Origin of the sequence: Hyalangium versicolor (assembly GCF_020103695.1) — a bacterium.
Classification (GTDB): domain Bacteria; phylum Myxococcota; class Myxococcia; order Myxococcales; family Myxococcaceae; genus Hyalangium; species Hyalangium versicolor.
This window is the reverse complement of sequence record NZ_JAHXBF010000038.1, coordinates 35,192-53,265: the sequence shown is the minus strand read 5'-3', so window position 1 is coordinate 53,265 and position 18,074 is coordinate 35,192. Positions and strand designations below refer to the sequence as shown.

The 18,074-nt window shown below is 63.1% G+C and carries 17 protein-coding genes; 12 read left to right on the top strand and 5 right to left on the bottom strand.

Going from position 1 to position 18,074, the window contains the following annotated elements; genetic code table 11:
• Nucleotides 1-22: 22 nt before the first annotated feature.
• Nucleotides 23-1,282, bottom strand: coding sequence for a hypothetical protein (locus KY501_RS47160; RefSeq protein WP_224371698.1), 1,260 nt, complete (start codon nucleotides 1,280-1,282; stop codon nucleotides 23-25).
• 213 nt (nucleotides 1,283-1,495) lie between these two features.
• On the opposite strand from KY501_RS47160, the gene KY501_RS47155 reads away from it, so the two are divergent.
• The 8 genes from KY501_RS47155 to KY501_RS47120 all read left to right on the top strand — a co-directional run bounded on the left by KY501_RS47155 (nucleotide 1,496) and on the right by KY501_RS47120 (nucleotide 11,204).
• The gene (locus KY501_RS47155) at nucleotides 1,496-2,449 is read left to right on the top strand and encodes a lipase family protein (RefSeq protein ID WP_224371696.1); all 954 of its coding nucleotides are present in this window, start codon (nucleotides 1,496-1,498) and stop codon (nucleotides 2,447-2,449) included.
• 35 nt (nucleotides 2,450-2,484) lie between these two features.
• Nucleotides 2,485-4,611 (top strand): penicillin acylase family protein, encoded by a 2,127-nt coding sequence (locus KY501_RS47150; RefSeq protein ID WP_224371694.1) that lies wholly within the window; start codon nucleotides 2,485-2,487, stop codon nucleotides 4,609-4,611.
• Between the two features lie 114 nt (nucleotides 4,612-4,725).
• Entirely contained in the window at nucleotides 4,726-5,040 is a 315-nt protein-coding gene (locus tag KY501_RS54125; protein ID WP_224371692.1) for a helix-turn-helix domain-containing protein, read from the top strand.
• On the top strand, nucleotides 4,961-5,845 hold the full coding sequence (locus KY501_RS47140) for an IS630 family transposase (RefSeq protein ID WP_224371690.1): 885 nt from the start codon (nucleotides 4,961-4,963) through the stop codon (nucleotides 5,843-5,845). The genes KY501_RS54125 and KY501_RS47140 overlap by 80 nt, the downstream gene beginning before the upstream one ends.
• Nucleotides 5,846-5,847: 2 nt before the next feature.
• Complete coding sequence (locus KY501_RS47135; protein ID WP_224371688.1) at nucleotides 5,848-6,150, top strand: hypothetical protein; 303 nt, start codon at nucleotides 5,848-5,850, stop codon at nucleotides 6,148-6,150.
• 188 nt (nucleotides 6,151-6,338) lie between these two features.
• Entirely contained in the window at nucleotides 6,339-6,812 is a 474-nt protein-coding gene (locus KY501_RS47130; RefSeq protein WP_224371686.1) for a helix-turn-helix transcriptional regulator, read from the top strand.
• 380 nt (nucleotides 6,813-7,192) lie between these two features.
• Nucleotides 7,193-10,432, top strand: coding sequence for a phosphorylase family protein (locus tag KY501_RS47125; RefSeq protein ID WP_224371685.1), 3,240 nt, complete (start codon nucleotides 7,193-7,195; stop codon nucleotides 10,430-10,432).
• Between the two features lie 541 nt (nucleotides 10,433-10,973).
• Complete coding sequence (locus tag KY501_RS47120) at nucleotides 10,974-11,204, top strand: L,D-transpeptidase (protein ID WP_224371683.1); 231 nt, start codon at nucleotides 10,974-10,976, stop codon at nucleotides 11,202-11,204.
• Nucleotides 11,205-11,295: 91 nt separating this feature from the next.
• Here the strand turns inward: KY501_RS47120 and KY501_RS47115 are convergent, their stop codons facing one another.
• Genes KY501_RS47115 through KY501_RS47105 form a run of 3 tightly spaced genes read right to left on the bottom strand, consistent with a single transcriptional unit; the run spans nucleotide 11,296 to nucleotide 13,734 of the window.
• A complete protein-coding gene (locus KY501_RS47115) occupies nucleotides 11,296-11,688 on the bottom strand; it encodes an AgmX/PglI C-terminal domain-containing protein (protein WP_224371682.1) in 393 nt (130 codons plus the stop codon).
• Nucleotides 11,689-11,714: 26 nt separating this feature from the next.
• Nucleotides 11,715-11,924, bottom strand: a complete 210-nt coding sequence (locus KY501_RS47110) for a hypothetical protein (RefSeq protein WP_224371680.1) — start codon at nucleotides 11,922-11,924, stop codon at nucleotides 11,715-11,717.
• A gap of 34 nt (nucleotides 11,925-11,958) precedes the next feature.
• On the bottom strand, nucleotides 11,959-13,734 hold the full coding sequence (locus KY501_RS47105) for a cholesterol oxidase substrate-binding domain-containing protein (protein ID WP_224371678.1): 1,776 nt from the start codon (nucleotides 13,732-13,734) through the stop codon (nucleotides 11,959-11,961).
• Between the two features lie 437 nt (nucleotides 13,735-14,171).
• Between KY501_RS47105 and KY501_RS47100 the strand changes: the two genes are divergently transcribed.
• Both KY501_RS47100 and KY501_RS47095 read left to right on the top strand, forming a co-directional pair.
• The gene (locus tag KY501_RS47100; RefSeq protein WP_224371676.1) at nucleotides 14,172-14,414 is read left to right on the top strand and encodes a hypothetical protein; all 243 of its coding nucleotides are present in this window, start codon (nucleotides 14,172-14,174) and stop codon (nucleotides 14,412-14,414) included.
• 358 nt (nucleotides 14,415-14,772) lie between these two features.
• A complete protein-coding gene (locus tag KY501_RS47095) occupies nucleotides 14,773-15,726 on the top strand; it encodes a bifunctional helix-turn-helix transcriptional regulator/GNAT family N-acetyltransferase (protein WP_224371674.1) in 954 nt (317 codons plus the stop codon).
• A 235-nt stretch (nucleotides 15,727-15,961) separates the two neighbouring features.
• On the opposite strand, the gene KY501_RS47090 is transcribed toward KY501_RS47095, so the two are convergent.
• The gene (locus KY501_RS47090; RefSeq protein ID WP_224371672.1) at nucleotides 15,962-16,288 is read right to left on the bottom strand and encodes a cupin domain-containing protein; all 327 of its coding nucleotides are present in this window, start codon (nucleotides 16,286-16,288) and stop codon (nucleotides 15,962-15,964) included.
• A 21-nt stretch (nucleotides 16,289-16,309) separates the two neighbouring features.
• On the opposite strand from KY501_RS47090, the gene KY501_RS53500 reads away from it, so the two are divergent.
• Together KY501_RS53500 and KY501_RS47085 are read left to right on the top strand one after the other, a co-directional pair.
• A complete protein-coding gene (locus KY501_RS53500) occupies nucleotides 16,310-16,441 on the top strand; it encodes a hypothetical protein (protein WP_255637409.1) in 132 nt (43 codons plus the stop codon).
• 140 nt (nucleotides 16,442-16,581) lie between these two features.
• Nucleotides 16,582-18,051 (top strand): Ig-like domain-containing protein, encoded by a 1,470-nt coding sequence (locus tag KY501_RS47085; protein ID WP_224371670.1) that lies wholly within the window; start codon nucleotides 16,582-16,584, stop codon nucleotides 18,049-18,051.
• The last annotated feature ends 23 nt before the right edge of the window (nucleotides 18,052-18,074 follow it).

Below are 18,074 nucleotides of genomic sequence, written 5' to 3'. Positions count from 1 at the left end.
TGGCAGGAAAGCGCCCCCTCGCTCACCGGATGCAGGCGGAGGCGCGCAGCCCTCCCTGCAAGCGGAAGTCGATGGCCTGCACCTGGCTGGCATTGAAGTAGAACTCGACGAAATCCACATCCGCGAAGTTCACCCCAGGAAAGCGGGAGAACTCGACGTAGTACCTGCCGTCCTGGAGCAGGGTCGTGGTGTAGGAGGCGATCACGGAATTGCTCCTCACGGTGGTGGTCAGGAGCACGGGGCGAATCGGGCTGCTGTCGTCCAGGTCTCCATTGATCTCCAGTTCGAACGCGCGAGCCCGGCTCAGGTTCGCGTTCAGGTCCCCCGTCGCCCCGTATTGCAGGGTGAGCCGGCCCGAAGTCGCAGATCCGGTAGCGTATGAGAGCTCGTGATTCGCGATGCTGGTGGTGAGGAAGTTGGTCACGTCCGACGCCGCCATGAGCGTCTTGCGCTGCCCGCCCAGCGTTCCCAGAAGGTTGGTCTGAGTCTCCTGAGCGCTGGCCTTCTGGGTATTGTTGAACGTGCCGGCCCACATGAGGTCGGCCATGCCATTGCCGGGCAGATAGCTCTGCGGCAGCTTCGCGATGAAATCATCGACAACGATGTCCGCGACCACGGTACCTGTCTGCAGGCAGTCGGCCGTGCGCAGCCCACCGATGAGCGTATAGTCGATGGAACTCACCGCGGAGGCGTCGAAGTCGAAGGAGATGTAATCCACGTCGGTGAAGTCGACGCCGCTGAACCGCGAGAAGGGAATCTGATACACGCCATCCCTGGCGAGGGAAACCTGCGCCGTGCCATAGCGCGTCAGGCCATTACTCCCCACGCGCACGGTGAGCAGGACCGGGCGAGGCGAGGCACTGTCGTCCATGTCGCCGTTGATCTCCAGTTCGAACGCCAGCTCCGAGGAGAGGTTCTTGTTGAGTTGAGTGGTCCCGCCGTACTCGAGCACGAGCCTCCCCGACTTTCCGGTCCCCGCGGCGTAGGAGAGGCTGCCGTCGAAAATACTCGTGGTCACTAGGTTGGACGGGGTGGTGGCGATCAAGGCGGCGGTGCGCTTCTCCCCCATGACACCCGACAGACCGGACTGGGACACCTTGTCTTCGGTTTTCGAGACTCCGCTCAATGTCCCCACCCACAACAGCTCGGACGTGATGGAGGTACCGGGGAGCGTCTGGGGGGGGACGGGATCGGTGAACGCGTCGATCTTGCGATTGGCGTGGGCGGTGCCGCCCGTGGCCACCACGAGAATGGCGGCGATGAGGAAGTGTTGGGCTTTCATGAGGGTGCTCCTGGGTGAGAGGGTGACAGCCGCCGGCCGCTAGTGCAGTCCACATGCCGGGGTGTCGTCCGAGGGAGCGGTACGTCCTCAAGAGGCGTCAGGTGAGAGTTCCACGCGTGGCGTGGCGGTCTTCCACGCGTGGAAACGAAGCACCGGGGGCGCGCTTTCTTGAAGGCGCTTGACGGCCTTTCCCCCATCCACTCTCATTGCCGGATGGCGAACACAACCACTCCGGCGGGCGGCGGCATCGGCGTCTACATCGATTTTGCCATCCTCGCGGAGCACGATGGCATCGCCGACAACGTGAAGAATCTCGCTGTCTCAGGCGGCTCCTGGGCAGTGACCTGGGGCCCGGCGTGGACGCTTACCGACTCGAACCTCGCCTATGCGGCCGAGTTCACGCCGACGGGGGCGACCGCTCCGACGATCGCCGCCGTCGTCATCCGCGGCACCGACGCGAAGGTCGATCCCCTGGGACTCCTGGCCCAGGCCGCCGAGGATCTGCGCTCTCTCGAGCAAGTCACGATCCCCTGGTCTTCGGACAGCAGCGCCGCGGTCTCGACCGGCAGCATCAAGGCTTTCGGTGACATCACCACCATGACGTCCAAGGGCGCCATGGTGGGAAAGAACCTGTCGGATTACCTCACCACCGTTGCCGGCAAGGTGCCGCAGATCGTCGTAACGGGGCACAGCCTCGGAGGCGCGATGACGACCCTGGTCTCCTTGTGGGGCCAGTCTACCTTCGCGAGCGTTCTCGGGAGCACCGTGCTCCAGCCCGTCACGTTCGCGGCGCCGGGCATTGGCAACCAGGCGTTCATCGATCTTTATCAATCGACCTTCAGTGGCAACGTCGCCTTCGCCAACTCGCTCGACATCGTGCCTCTGATCTGGGCCTCGCCCTCCGCCATCCCTGGCCTCTACACCGCCTATGGCCTCTCGACTCCTTCGCTCGTCACCGGGTACCTGAGCCAGATCCAGAAGTGGATGACGGACAACGGCGTGACCTACGTGCAGCAGTCGCAGAACCTCACCCCGCTCACGGGCTCCTTCGTGCAAGAGAGTGGCATCCTCGCCTGGGCCGACGAGGTCCTCGCCCAGCACGTCGCCACGAACTACGCCGCGCTGCTGGCGAATGCGGGCTACACAGTGCCCACGACGCCGTTCTGAGCCATGCCCGTGTGTCCCCCAACTCAGAGGCTGGAATGCGTATCGTTCGCAGAACCCTGATGGGGTTGGGTGTGCTGCTCGTGGCCGCCGTGATCGGGCTCGCCACCTGGGAGCCGTTGTTCGCTTTCCGCCCCACTCCTCCGCCCGCGCACGCTTACGACGTGACGATCACCCGCGACACCTTCGGCGTGCCCCACATCTTTGGCAAGACCGATCCCGACGTCGCCTACGGCATTGCCTACGCCCATGCCGAGGATGATTTCTCGACGCTACAGGAGGTACTGGCGATGACCCGTGCCCGGCTCGGCGCGATCACGGGGCAGGACGGCGCCAAGACCGATTTCGTCGTCCACCTCCTTGGCAGCCGCGCCACGGTCGCGCGCGATTACATGAAGCAGCCCGACGACGTTCGCGCGTTGCTCGATGGCTACGCCTCGGGCCTCAATCGCTATGCCGAGAAGCATCCGGACGAAGTGCGGCTGTCGAGGCTGTTCCCGGTCAGTGGCGAGGATATCGCGACCGGCTTCGTCACCCGCTCGCCCTTCTTCTTCGGGCTCGAGGGCGTTCTCGGTGCACTCGGCAGCGCCAGGCCGCTGCCTGTCGAGAGCGCCGGCCCGCTGCCCGGAGCTCCTTCCGTCACGCCGCTCGGGCCCGAATCGAACCAGGGCGGCTCCAACGCCTTCGTCGTCGCGCCGGGTCGCTCGGCGGACGGCTTCACCCGCCTGGTCTCCAATTCGCACCAGCCCTTGCGCGGCGGAGCGGCGTGGTACGAGCTCGTCGTCCACTCAGAGACTGGCTGGGACTTCGCTGGCGCAACCTTCCCCGGCGCGCCCTATCCGCTGCTGGGGCACAACAAGACGCTCGGCTGGACCAACACCGTCAACCGCCCCGACATGATCGACGTCTACAAGCTCGTCACCGACGGCGACCGCTATCGCTACGACGACGAGTGGCGGGAGTTGGAGAGGCAGCGCGTCTGGCTGCCGGTGAAGCTCTGGGGACCCTTCGTGCTGCCGGTGCCCAAGACGGTGTACCGCGCGGTGCAGGGGCCGGTGTTCGTCAACAAGGACGGCAGCTATGCGATCCGCTATGGCGGCGGCGACCAGCTCAAGATGGTCGAGGAGTACTACCGGCTCAACCGAGCCACCGATTTCATCCAGTGGCAGGCGGCGCTGGCGATACAGGGCGTCCCCGGCACCAACTTCCTCTATGGCGACGCCGCCGGCAACATCGCCTTCTTCTACAACGCCAGCTTCCCCAACCGGAATCCGGGCTTCGACTATTCGAAGGTGCTGCCGGGCGACACCTCGCGCGCGTATGCACCGGGCACCGTCCCGTGGAGCATGGTCCCTCGCAACGTGAATCCGGCCTCGGGCTTCCTGATCAACGGCAACAACTCCCCGTATCAGGCGGCGGGACAGGGGTCGGAGATCCCGCTCCAACCGCCCTTGCTCGGCGTCGAGACGGACACCACCAATCGCGGTGACCGCGCGCTCGAGTTGATGAGCGCCCTGCCTTCGATCTCCGAGGAGGACTTGAAGCGGATCAAGTTCGATACCGGCGTCGCCAAGGGCGGCTACCTGGAGGCGTGGTTCAAGGAGCTGATGGCGGTGGATCCGCAGGGCGACAAGCGGGTCGCGGACGCGCGCGAACTGCTGTCCCACTGGGACTGGAACTGGGACGGCAAGGGCCCCGCCGACGCGCTCGCCTATTCGATCCTGCGTGTGCCCAACCGCTTCCATTATGAGCGGAAGCCCAAGCCCGATCCGCGCTCGGTGATGGCCGAGGCGGCGGGCTACCTGCAGAAGCACTTCGGCAAGCTCGACTTGCCGCTGGGCGAGCTGATCCGCCTGCGCCAGGGCAGGGTCGACCTCCCATTGGATGGGGCGCCGGATACGCTCCGTGCCGCGACCAACTACGACGAAGCGCCCGACGGCCGCCTGTCGATCCGCCACGGCGACTCCTTCATCATGTTCGTGACGTGGGACAAGATAGGCAGGGTGCGCTCGGAGTCGATCCAGCCGTTCGGGTCGGCCAGCACGCGGCCGGATTCACCGCACTACACCGATCAGATGCAGCTCTTCGTGGAGCACAAGTTCAAGCCGGTGTGGTTCGACCCGACGGAGCTGCTGGCGCATGCCGAGCGGACCTACCGGCCGTAATCCTGGGGAAGGACTCGTCGATTTCATCCTTCGAAGCATCAGAGGAATGGGGTCCCTAGTGGACTGTCCGCGAAGTAATTCGACATAGTCGAGGGCAATGCCTAGCTCTAGTGGATGAGGAGACGCCCTCCACGACTTGTGCATCTGTCGCCAGAAGAGGTGACCCACCTTCGGGCTTTGGTACGAGACGGACGTATTGAGCAGCGCATTGCCCGTCGGGCACGCATCCTGCTGGCGATGAGCGAGCCGGACACCATCGTCTCGGAGCTGGCTGAGCGGTTCGAATTAGATCGGACAACCATCTGGGCGCTGTGCCGCCGCTTCGAGCGATGGGGAGTAGCCGCTGTGGATGATGCGCCTCGACCGGGCCGCCCCAGGCGGCTTTCCCCCCCTCCAACGGGTCGAGGTGGAGCGGCTGGCGTGCTGTGAGCCAGCAGGCATTGGCCTGCATATGACCCACTGGTCCACCCGCAGCCTGGCGTTGGCAGCGCGACGGCAAGGCATCGCGTCAACTCTCTCTCACTCCACCGTGGCCCTCATCCTCCGGGATGCCGAACTGCAACCGCACCGCTCCCGCTACTGGAAGACGCCGGTTCCCGATGAGACCTTCCGCGCTCAGGCAGCAAAGGTCCTCTGGTGCTACGAGCACGTTTCCGCTCTGGCGGAACAAGGAGAGGTCGTCCTGTGCGTGGACGAGAAGCCCAACATCCAGGCCCTGGAGCGTCGCCGCCTCACGCGCCCGATGCAGCCGGGCCTCATCGAGCGGCAGGAGTTCGAGTACGTGCGGCACGGCACGGTGAACTTGCTGGTCAAGCTGGTGGTGCACACCGGGCTGATGCGGGGCTGGTGTCTGGAGCACAACGACTCCGCCACCCTGCGGGCCGTGTTGCCTCAGCTGCTGGGAGAACATCGAGATGCTCGTCGCATCCATCTCATCTGGGACAACGGCTCCAGCCACATCGCTCAGGAGACGGGGGACTTCCTGCGCCACCACTACCCTCATGTCCGCGTCATCTTCACCCCAGCACATGCCTCCTGGCTTGATCAGGCAGAGCTGCTGCTGCGCGCTTTCGAGGCGCGCTACCTTCTGAGAGGAAGCTGGAAGAGTCGTGCCGAGCTCAGCGCTCACCTCGCCGCCAGCTGGCCCGAGTACAACCGCCTCTACGCCCACCCGTTCACTTGGTCCTGGACGCGGGCCAAGATGCATCGGTGGGTGGATCGGCATCGCTCCTGACTATGTCGAATTACTTCGCGGACAGTCCACTAGCTCATCCGCTGCGCGCCATCGTCCGCAGGTTGATCCAGCAGGACCCGGAAGATCGCTATCAGTCGGCGGCTGAAGTGGAGGCCGATCTGCGGGTGGGCCTTGCTGCGCTGGGAGCCCCCTACGGGCCCAAGGAGGCGCTAGACGAGGTGCTGCTCTCGCTGACGGGGGCCAGCATGAGCCGGGGCGTTCTCGGGCCCACGAGCGAGAGCCAGCTACCGCCCAACATGGTGGCGGAAGAAGACATCATCACCGAGCGGGGCGGAACCACCTAGCCCCCGCCGCGAGTTCTCACGCTCCCGCAGACTCTGACTCGGCGCCATTCCGAGGAGGGGAGCGACTTGTCTTCGAGGTGGACGGGAGACAAGCGCCCTGTGTGCGTCCGCCCCGCTGACCGTAGCCGTCCGCCCCTGGCCCCTTGTGGCCTTCACCCGTCCGACATGACAACGCCCGCAGGTTCCATATGCCAAGAGCCCCCGCGAAACCTCCTGCCGCTGCACGCTCCCGGCGCCCCACGGAGCGAAATCGCAAGCCCTTCCCTCTGCCGCGACACATCGAGATCCGGCAGCGCCGATTACCCGCCATCCTAAGCGTGGCGCTGAAACAGGCACGCAAGCGAGCAGGCATGACTCAGGCAGAAGCAGCCGAGGGCATCGGCATCGCTCCCGAGGTGTACGGGCGCATGGAACGGGGGGGAGTGTTGCCGAGCGTTCCAACGCTGTTGCGCCTGTGCCTGATTCTCGGAAGCGGGCCCGATGAACTCATGGGATTTGCCGAGGTGGACCCGGGGCAGAGCGTCCCCAGGGCGAACAGTGTGCCGCTTGGCCTGAGTGACACGCCCGAGAAGCGGCGCCTATTGCATCGCCTCGCTCGCCTGGACAGTCCGAGGATCAAGGCACTGTCTCGCTTGCTCGCCTTGCTTCTGCCGAGGCGCTGATCGGCAAGGGTTGCGGGATCGCCATCCTCGCGGGCTTCTCCCGGGCCCGCAGGCGAGCATGGCTGCGCGCGGGCTCCACCGGGCCCGGCTTCACTGTCTGGAGCGCGCGGGGGCTCCACGGGGCCAGCAGGCAAACCTGGACGCGCGCGCGAGTTCCAACGGGCCCAGCGTCAGCTGCCCGACACGAGAGGGATTCAGGGGTGTTGGAGGTTATCGTGGAGCGCGGAAATCGGGCCATCGGTTGCTCGACGGCCCCTCCCCCGCGCGCCGGATCCTGGCGGAGACGGGCCGACTGCGCGTAGGCGAAATCCAAGCGGCTGGACCAATGACCGAAGTAGTATAAGAAATGTCACCACGAGCAACAAAGGGAGAAGAGCCCGATGGACCTTCAATCGGTAAAGGGGAAGATTGATTTTGCCATCATCACCCTGCGGGAAGACGAACTCCGAGCCGTCTTGGAACGCTTCCCCGGCGAGACTGGGGAGAGCCAGAACCGGTTCTACCGGCTCAGCCGAGTGTCCGTGGATGATGGAACGACGGCCTTGGTGGCCATTGCTCGTGCCTTTGAGCAGGGAACGGGAGAGGCGCAGACCGTCGCTCGGCACATCATCGATGACCTAGCGCCGCACTGGATTCTGGTGGTGGGGATTGCCGGTGGCATACCGGACTTCGAGTACACGTTGGGAGACGTGGTGCTCTCGACACGGGTCAATGACCTGACGGTTCACGCCCTCCATGAGACCGCACCTGATCAGTTCGCCATCTCCGGTGGCCCGAGCCACTACGAGGTCACCAAGCTCGTCACGGCCCTTCCCATGCTCGAGTCTAGGCTCCAGGGATGGAACACGAGGGACTCGATTGGGAGAGTTCGGCCCCCCGTGGAGTGGAGCAGGGCGGAGTCCTTCTATGGCGACGAGAGATGGCAGGAGCGGGTGAAAGACAGCCTGATGCATCACTTCGCCCCCTCGGCAACTCCCCGCGATCCTGTGGTGCGCGCTGGCCCCATTAACTCCAGCGACGCGCTCATCAAGGACACGAAGACCCTCCAGCAGTGGCTCTCCCTGACGCGCAACGCGCTCGCGGTGGAGATGGAGGCAGGCGGCGTCTACCGGGCGGTGCGGAGTGGAGCGCGGGAGTATCCCTTCCTATCTATCCGGGGCCTCAGTGACATCGTGGGCTTCAAGCGTCATCCGGACTGGACGGAGTATGCGTGCCATTCTGCGGCCGCATTCACGCTCGCGCTGATCAAGAGTGCCCTTGTAAAGCATAGACCGGAAGCTGCCATAAACCCAAAACAAGAACTGGAATTACCAGAGCGTGTTGACTGCTTTGGACGCGATGGAGAGCAACTCCAACTACGCGACGCCATTTGCGCACAACCCTCACGTTTCGTGGTTGTGCTAGGGCCACCTGGCATTGGCAAGACTAATCTTACCAAAGCGGTATTGCATGATAAAAAAATTGACAGTGTTTTTGGCGCTCGCCGGTATTTTGTCGAACTGGCGACCGCGAACTCGTCCGAGTTGCTTAAAAGCGAGATTGCAAACAAGCTTGGCATTCCTTTAGAGACTGTAGATGGCTCGGTGCTGGACGAACACTGGCGATGGAAAGCTGTAAAAGAGCATTTGGGGCGTGCTCCTGCTCTCTTAATCCTCGACAACGCTGAAACCCCCTGGTATCCGCCCCACAAGAACGCAACACAGCGAGTATTTTCAGAATTGCAGAGTCTGTCGACAGTAGTTCTTGTGTGTTCTATGCGGCTGGAGGTCGTTCCAGATTTCGGACGACCCGAACCAATTCACCTGCGTTTTCTCGACATTGATGCTGCACGCGAACTGTTCTGCTCATACGCCACAAGGGTCGACCGCAAATCCAAGATGCTGCACGACTTACTCGTCGCGCTAGGGGGATGGGCATTAGCTATAAGACTGTTGGCCCTTCGCGCATCGTCCCATGGAGCCAGCTTAGAGGTTATCTGGGACGAATGGCAGAAGATGCGTACAGCTCTCTTGCAGAAACCCGGACTGGAAGAATCGCAACTGGATAAGGAGTCGAGTCTTATGATCTCGCTCGAACTGTCTATTCACTCTCCAGTCATGACCGATGCTGCACGACAGTTGCTTGCATTGTTGGCTTGGTTGCCACAAGGTGCAGGAATAAAGCACGAGACCTTGAACAATCTCCTGCCTGGAAGTGGAACTGACGCCGCTCAGGTACTCCTAAACACAGGGTTGGCCTTCTATGATGCCAACAAGCGGTTGCAAATACATGATCTTGTCCGTGATCATGTTGAACGAAAGAAGATGAGCCCCAGCAGAGAGAGCATGGCGCAGGCCAGTCATTATTTTCGTTCACTCGCACGCAATGTTGGGCCTAACGTTGGAAGAGACAGCGGCGGCAAACAAGCTCTCGCCCATCTCATGGAGGAGATGATTAGTGTCGAGAGGTTTGTCAACAACGGCTTGAGCGGCGATAATGCTGATGACGTCTGCGCAGCGGTCGATGAGTCAATTGCATTGAGCGACTTCATGCGCTATGCGGGTCACGTGAAGCCTGAATTGCTGATAGTTGCCAAGAACGCAGCAGGTCGGTTCGGTGATCTCAGGCGTCAAGCGGAGTGCCTTCATAAACTAGGAGTGTTGGCACTGGCTCGGCCAGATCATCTGAAAGCACGTGAGAGCTTCGAACAAGCTTTGGCTCTATACAGACAACTTGAAGATGTTAAAGGCGAGGCCCGCTGCATTCAACGGCTAGGGGATATCTCCCTGGAGCGTGCAGAATACACAGATGCAAGCAGAAGGTTTGGCGATGCATATTCAATTTACATAAAAGTTGGCACTGCCGTCGATCAGGCCAACTGCATCGGCGGCCTTGCAGAGATTAATTTCCGCTGCTCCGCGTATGATGAGGCTCGGAATAAGTTCAAGGAGGCTTTGTCTCTTTATGATGGCGCCAAGCATCTGCGAGGAAAAGCACACTGCTTTCTTGGTGCCGGGATGATTGCTATCGAGTGCCGTGAATATGACGAGGCACGCAATATGATACAGCGAGCCTTAGAGCTTTACGTTGAAACAGGCAATCGTCGAGGGGAGGCCAATTGCTACAGGCTTTTGGGTCAAATTGATTTCGAGAGTTCAGTTGGCTCCATGGATTCAAGGAAGTTTGAAGATGCGGGTAAGACAATCGAAGAAGCCAAGCAGATATACGAACAAATCGGCGGCTCCTTTGGTCGCGCCCTCTGTGTTGTTCTCATGGGTGAGATTGAACTCAGGTGCTCAAGGCCCGAGAATGCTCGGGGTCTTTTTGAAGACGCATTCAATCAATCTGCCAGTCTCGACTTGACGCTGGTGAAGGCCCATTGTCTTCGAGGGTTTGGCGACATTGAGCTTGCGGCTTCCGCACATGAAGCCGCTTTCGTCAAGTATGAAGACGCATTGTCACTTTATCAGGGCATGCCCAGTCCATATTGGGTTGGGGAAATGCATAAAAGACTTGCGCAATCGTCTCGCGATGTTGAGGTGCGGCGACAGCATTTGGCTGCTGCACGTCATGCTTGGCGGGGCATTGGCCGTCAGGATCTTATTGATGACTTGGATGACGAATTGGGCGAAGGCAAGTGATACTTCCCATTACTGCGCGTGTCATAAGCATGTATGGTTCGAAGCAAGCGAACTGATACAGCGTGAGTGCGTTGAGTGCCGGGGGGTACGCCTGAGCACCTTGCAACCGTAGGTCTACCGTTGCAGGTGCCAGCAGAACGCAATGGCAATGCCGCCCGTGCGCCTGCTACCCGTGCAGGTGAACAGCCGCCAGCCCGCTACGGATTTCTCATCAGCCCCGAGATGCTGAGTGAATGCTGGCCGCTTGCGGCTACGAGTTGCTGCTCCGAACTGGTCCGTGTGCCCCCAGTGTGCCCCTCCAGCGGGGAATTGAGCGGGACGAGACGGGACGAGACGGGACGGAGCGGGGGAACGATCCGGTGTGAGATCAAGGCGTTAGCCGGTAACAGCGCGACCTGCTTGGGGTTTTGCCTCCGCCTTGATGCGGGTTCGATTCCCGCCGCTTCCACGCAGAGCAACCCGCCGCGTTCACGGCGCAACCCTCTGAGAACGAGGGTTGCGCCTACATTTTCGGGAACCAATCCGGTTCTTCGGGACCAAGATGGCCGACGAGAACGAGTACTTCGTGGAAGAGGTGCCCTACCCCCAGTACTTCTACGCGGGCGAGGCGCTTCACGGAGCCTTCTGGCACTCGAGCTTCGGCGTGGCGGTGACGCACGGGTGCGTCAACCTCTTGCTGTCCGACGCGCGCTGGCTCTTCGCCTGGGCGCCGCCAGCGCTGCCCTCGGGCTGGCACTCGTACAGCGTGGTCCAGGGCACGGAGTCGCTCTAGGTGCTGGTGGAGCACGCGAAGCCGGGCGAGCTCCCTGCCGCGCCCACCGCCGACACCCGCTCCGCGCAGTGAGGCGCGCGCTGGCGCGTGGCTAGAACTTGAATGGAAATTCGATGGGGTCTCCCTGCTTCTTCGCGCGTGGGAAGCGCCAGGACTTGATGATCCCGGTGAGGCAGTGAGCCATCACGGTCTTGCAGGACTCCTTGGACACGCACTCCACGTCCTGCGTCTCCCCGTCCGTGCGGATGATCCATTTCATGACGACCCTGCCGCTCGCGTTCGGATCCCGAGCCTTCTGGGACTGGACGCACTCGTCGATGGCCGGCTTGTGCTCGAGGATCACATGCATGATGTCATTCGGCCCGAGCCGTTCGGGGGGCTCGCTGGCTGGAGGTGGCGGCGGTGGCGGCGGCGGCTTCTCCTTCGGCCCAGCGGAGGCCGAGAGGCCCAGCAGCATTATCAAGACCCAGGCTCGATTGGACATGGCGTCCGAGTGTATTCCACCTGGGGTCAGCCCGCGCAGCCGGCGGCGCGCTCCTCGGCGCAGCGGATGCGGACGTGGAAGTGGTCGTCGCGGGGCCGGGAGTCGGTGGGCTGGTGCAGCACCCGCTCGGCGCGCTTCACCAGCGAGGCGGGCTCGTTCCGCTTGCCCCCCTGGAAGACCTTCTCTCCCCGTAAGCAGGGCGGGCGCCGCTGCCCGGGGAGAGGTTGCTTCGGCATGTCCTGCGTCCATCCCCCGCGGGGTCCTACCGGCTCACGGCAGAAGCGCGTCGAGCAGCGGCGAGGAGAACACGCGATGGGGATCGTACTGGTTCAGCGTTGCGCGCGCGGTATCCCAGTTGTTGCCCACCGGCTGACCGGCGCGGTAGGCGTTGGGAATGGTGGTCCCCAGGATCGTGCCATCCGCCCAGGTGGCCGTGTTCGTGTAGCCCCAGCCCTTGGACCACTCCGGTCGAATCGTGGCGTAGGAACCGGAATAATTCGAGAACATCCACTGCTCGATCTCCCGGTAGAACTGCTCCGCATACGGTGTTCCCGGAATGGTGAGGATGTCGAACCAGATCGCGACGTCCCATTCCGGGTGGTCCGGCCGCGGCCGCACCGCCGACAGCTGGGGTGACTGCGCGCCGCTGACGCCAACGTCCGCCGTCTGGTCGAGCCCGGTCACGCGAAGCTCCACCGGGCCGTTCATCGGGTACTGGCCCTGGGCCTGATAGGCCGCGACACGCGCCTGGTAGTAGTTCGTGAACTCACTGATGGCGCGCTGGATGTTGGCCCGGTTGGTCAGCACCGCATAGCCGTTCGCGGTCACCCGCAGGGTGGTGGGCTTGACGTACAACAGCAGATTCTTCGACCAGCCCCACAAATCGTAGGAGAGGGTCAGCACCAGCCCTGCCGCGACAATGTTGTACTGCAATTGCCCGAAGGAGGGCGTCAGCCCGACATTGCCCCCGATAATCTGCGACATCAGATCGGAGAGTTCCGGAGAAAGGTTGTCCGAGAACGGGTAGTTGTAGGGGCTGGTAACCGTCCGCGAAAACAGAGGCTTGCTCGGCTTGACGCTCCAGACCTTCAACCAGGGGTTGGGGGTGAAGGGGAACCAGATCGCCTCCACGCGACCGGCGCTCTCCACATAACTGGCGAAGGTGCGTCCCGACGAACCCTGGGGCGCGAACATCTCCGTGGCCGGGATGTCGAACCAGCTCTGGCAGCGCAGGCGCTGATTGGTGCCGACCTGCAAAGTGACTTCGGTGATGAAGGCGCGCCCCAGATGGGTGAGGAGCGCCGCACAGCCGGGATCGGTGCGCTGGAAGGTGCGCAACACATACTGATTGGCCGCGGAATCCCACACCACCGCGGTCAGCGACAGGATCTGGTTGCTGAGCGAGCCATAGGTAGTTCCGGGTACCGGTGTCTCGCCCGTGGCCGGAATCGCCGTGCCGTGACCGTCAATCGCAAGCGCGCCACCGAGCGTTAGATCTCCCGGGGCCGGCGTGGCCGTAAAGCCGAGCCCACTTCCCTCGAGTGCCGTGAGCAACGCATCCATGGTAACGCCGGTCTGCGCGGTCACCCGCTTCGGCGTCGAGGTGGTGTTGATCGACACCGCGGTGAGATGTTCGGTCGTGTCGATCAGGATGATCTTGGGCGGGCAGGCCGCGCCCGGCGCCAGGGTCAGCGGCGACCAGTTGTGCATCATGCCGCGGGGACGGGCTCTGTAGCCATTGGCATTCGCCCAGTTGACGACGGCGACCACATCAGCGGGTGTTGCCGGAGTGCAGGTCCACACCTGGTCCACCGCGACTTCGCCAGACCAGTTCTCAAAGGCTTGCTGAAACAACGCAATGCCCGCGGGAAAATTGGGAGGTGTTGCGCAGGTGGTCTGGGCGCTGGCAGGGGTTGCCCGGAAGACCGGAACCCAGCCGGCAACGGCACCCGCCGCGGCCAGACGTGCCGCTCCGCCAAGAAACTGGCGGCGCGCCATGCCGGAAGGCTGCTCGTCCGGGTTGCCTTCGGCTGGAAGGTGGGCCACGTCAACGCTGCTGCTTGTCTGTTTTGTCATAGATGGATATGGCAACCCCCACCGCGAACCGGAGAGCAGGGCTCTTCCCTGCAGCGGGGAGGCTGTTTCGCTGAAACGTTGCGGATGACTGAGAATGCACCTGGAGAGGCGGTCTTTGCGGTTTTCCAGCGTCTTCCTGTCCAAGCGGCTTTTACCATCAGTGCGATTCAACACGCAACCATTCTCGCAGTATGCGAATATTGCAGTCATTGGCGGCGTCGGCGCGTATGTCACATTTGGATGACACCCGCACCGCGCATAGGACGAATAGGACGCGGGTGGGTCGGGCAATACGAAAGTCAATGCCGCCATCGCCAGCGGTAATCTGCAAATCGATTCCCAGAAGCAGGGAATGCTCAACTACAAGATGAACGGCAATAACCTGGACTGCCAGCAAGAGCCCGAACGTGATGCCCGTGCCCACGGACGCCACGCTGCGCGTGCCCGAGGGCTTCACGGTCACCGTCTACGCCAAGGGCCTGCGGCAACCGCGGTGGATGACGCTCACTCCCGAGGGAGATGTGCTCGTGGTGGAGAGCCGCGCCAACCGGCTCCTCCGGCTGCGCGTCAGGGTGGTGGAGAACAAGGGGGGATCATCGCTCGCCAGCGTCACGACGAGTCCGGCCGCCAGCAGTCGCGGGAGCGGGTGATGGACGCGATTCTCCTGCACCTCGCGCCCCTACGCGACGGGAGCCACGCTTCATCACTTCAGCTCATCGGACGATGGCTGGATTTGGGTCGTCGAGGACGACGATTCATCGGTCTGGTGGCTCCATGGCAAGACCGACGACGAGCTCCTCGACCTTGCTCGTGATGCGCGAGAGCTCGGCCGGTTGACGGTGCCCTTCGTTGCCGATACGCGCGAGGGGGCAAGAGTTCTCGCGCGATTGCACAACGCGTAGCGATGACACGAGGGCTGGGCCTGGGAGCCCCTGCTGCTTGAGGCTGACTTGCGCTCCAACTGATTCATAGCTAGATATATAGCCTGCTATGAAACGGAGGACCGACATGGGAGTCGATTTTCTGGCGGAGCTTGGCGTGGGCTTTTTGGGCAGCCGTCTCAAGCGCCTGGCCGAGCGGATGCAGGCCGACGCCGCCGAAGTGGCCCGATCGCTGGACGTGCCGGTCCAGCCGGCCCAGATCTCGTTGCTGATGACGATCCGCCTGCATGGCCCGATGGCGGTGGGCGAACTGGCCGAGCGCTTGCAGCTGGCCCAACCCACGGTGACTCGCGCCCTCGGGACGCTGGAAGACTTCGTCGAAATGCGGCGCTCGCCAGACGACCAGCGCTCGAAGAGCCTGGCTCTGACGGAGAAGGGCGAGGCCCTGATGGTCCGCATCCAGACACACCTGTTGCCGCGCATCGAGCGTGCCGCCGCCTCGCTTGTCGAGGGGCTGTCGGGCGACTTCATGCAGGGCCTGGCCAAGGTGGAAGCGCGGCTGGCCGAGGCCTCGCTGATGAGCCGGATCGAGGCCGCCGGTCCGCCCGCGATGTGGGTGCGCAACTTCTCCGACGACCTGGCCGGCGCCTTCTATCGGATCAACGCAGAATGGATCGGGGACATGTTCGCCCTCGAGGAGAACGACATCGCCCTCCTGTCGAAGCCGCGCGAACTCATCCTCGACAAGGGCGGGGTGGTGCTGTTCGCCGAGACGCCGCAGTTGGGCGTGGTCGGGACCTGCGCCCTGATGGTGTCCAAGGACGGCTGGGTCGAGCTGACCAAGATGGGCGTCCTGAAGAGCGCCCGGGGCCTGAAGGTCGGCGAGTTCCTGCTCGCCAAGACCCTGGAGCGGGCATCCAGCCTGGGCTTCGGCAAGGTCTATCTGCTGACCAACAAGAAGTGCGCGGCGGCCATCCATCTCTACGAGAAGCTGGGCTTCGTGCATGACGCCGAGATCATGCGGCTGTTCGGAGCACGCTACGCGCGATGCGATGTGGCGATGTCGTACCGACCGGCATGATCCAATGACCGAGGATGAACCCACCCTCCTCCTTCCAGCTCTCGAGGCTCCACCTGTACCGCCGCATCGATGAAGCGGCGGAGCACTGCCCGTGTGGTAGTGCAGCAGCCCCACAACGCAGGACGAGTGGAGACGCGCAGTGCTTGACCCGAGGCGCTGCATCTCAAAAGGAAGCACTCATCATTCGAGTTGCGGATTCTTGGGTAGCGCTCACTAATCAGCAGCTACTCGGTTATCACTCCACCGGCACCAAGACCGGAGCTCCTTTGTCCTTAACCAAGAACACGATAAATTTCGCTGACTTAGTCTTGCTTGCGTTCCGGCCAACGACATGAATATCGCTCGGACCTTCATAGAAGGTCTGACCAGGCGTCAGCGTGATCTCTTTTCCACCCTTCACCTGATCACCGGCTTCCTCTTGCGCTCGGCGGTGGTGTCCGGTTGGCCCGGGCTGGAGGTCGAGGCGACCGGAGGCGCGTTCCATCACAGCATGGATTTCTCTCCCTCCATCAAGATGGTCCTCTTCTCTGGCCAGCCAACGAAGGTCGCCATTCATCAACACGCTGGCACGCTCCATCTCGCCGTGAAGGACCCGATCTGGAAGCACGAGGGCCAGCGCGTGCTGAAGATCGATACGAAGCTGGGCTCCGCGGCGCTGGCGAAGCGCATGCTGGCACGAGCGGAATCGCTCGAGATCGGGATCCCCTGGGCTTGAGGAGCTGAGGTGGGGAAAACCCAATCGAGGGTTTGCCACAATCGTAGAAAACTCTGTCTGCCCTGTACTTTGGAAGAAGGTCAGCCCGGAACAAGCCGCGAGCGCGGCGCGGGTTTTCCTTCCTCTTCCAGGAGACAGACATGACTCGCTTTGGTCCTCTGTGCAGGCTCGGTGCACTGGCCTGCCTGGTGCTCGCAGGCTGTGGAATGAATGACGAGGCCGCCCCCATGCTGGCGGAGGCCCACGCGGCACTCTACGGCCCCGCCACGGCCATCCATGACCCGTCCTTCCAGGTCCCAGCCTGTCTGACGCCGAGCAGCTCCTGCGATACGGGAACGCTGGTGAATGGCCGAGGCCCTCTGGGCCCCGAGGCGAACGCGCCCAACACCCTCTTCTCCGTGTGCGCGGACGGCAGCGCGGGCCTCTATCACCAGGACAGGTCCGTGGACCGGGTGCGCATCTACACCGAGAACGGTGCCGGCTTCATGACCTTCAAGTATGTCATCGTCGAGGCCACCATCTGGGCCTCCGCCGACTTCGCCAACGAGTGGCTCGGCATCTACCTCGCCCCGGACGCCAACGCTCCGCAGTGGACGCACATCGTCACGTTGCGGCCCACCCAGGCCGGCGCCCAGGTCCTCTCGAGGCGCTTCCTGCTGCCCGAGGGCACGGAGCTACGGGCCCTCCGCGCCGCCTTGCGCAACACCTCGGGAACGTTCGGCTGCGGCCTCGACAGCTCCGCGGACTGGGATGACCTCGTGTTCCGGGCGGTGGACGCGCCTCCTCAGGTGACGTTGCCCACGCTGCCCGCGGCGATGTACGGCACGAATTGGATCAGGCCCACGGCCACGGATGACTTCCAGATGAACGGGGTCTCCCTCTATGTCGCCGCCGCCTCCTCCAACCCCGTCTTCGTGGGCTCCGACCAGACAGCGCCCTACGCGATCTCCTGGAACACGCAGAACCACAGCGATGGCTTCTACACCGTCACCGCCAAGGCCTTTGACATGAACGGCCAGCAGACGATCTCCAGTGCGGTGACCGTCCTGGTGGACAACACCCGGCCGACGGTGGCGCTGACCGCGCCGTCGGAGGGAGCCGTGGTGTCCGGCAGCGTGAACCTCCAGGCGACAGCCCAGGACGCCAATGGCATTCGAGCCGTGGACTTCTACCTCGCCGGGACCCTGCTGGGCACCGCCACCCAGCCGCCCTACCAGCTCACCTGGAACACGGCGGACGTCGCCAATGGCAGCTACAACCTCGACGCCTGGACCCGGGATACGGCGGGCAATCCAGGCTACTCCTCCCGAGTGAGCGTCACGGTCGCGAACACCCCCCTGCCGACGGGCAGCATCACCTCCCCCGCTCCCCAGGCGGTGCTCAGTGGCACGGCCACCTTCTCCGTCAATGCCCAGGCCCTGCAGGGAGTGGATCGGGTCACCTTCTACGTGGGCAGCAAGTACGTCACCTGGGATGGCACGGCCCCTTACACCATCAATCTCAACACGCTCAACCATGCCAACGGCGAACACGTGCTCACCGCGCGCATCTTCGACACCGACGGCAACATGACCGTGACCGAGGGCGTCACGGTCACCATCCAGAACTGACGCGCGCCTCCGTCGCCATTCCC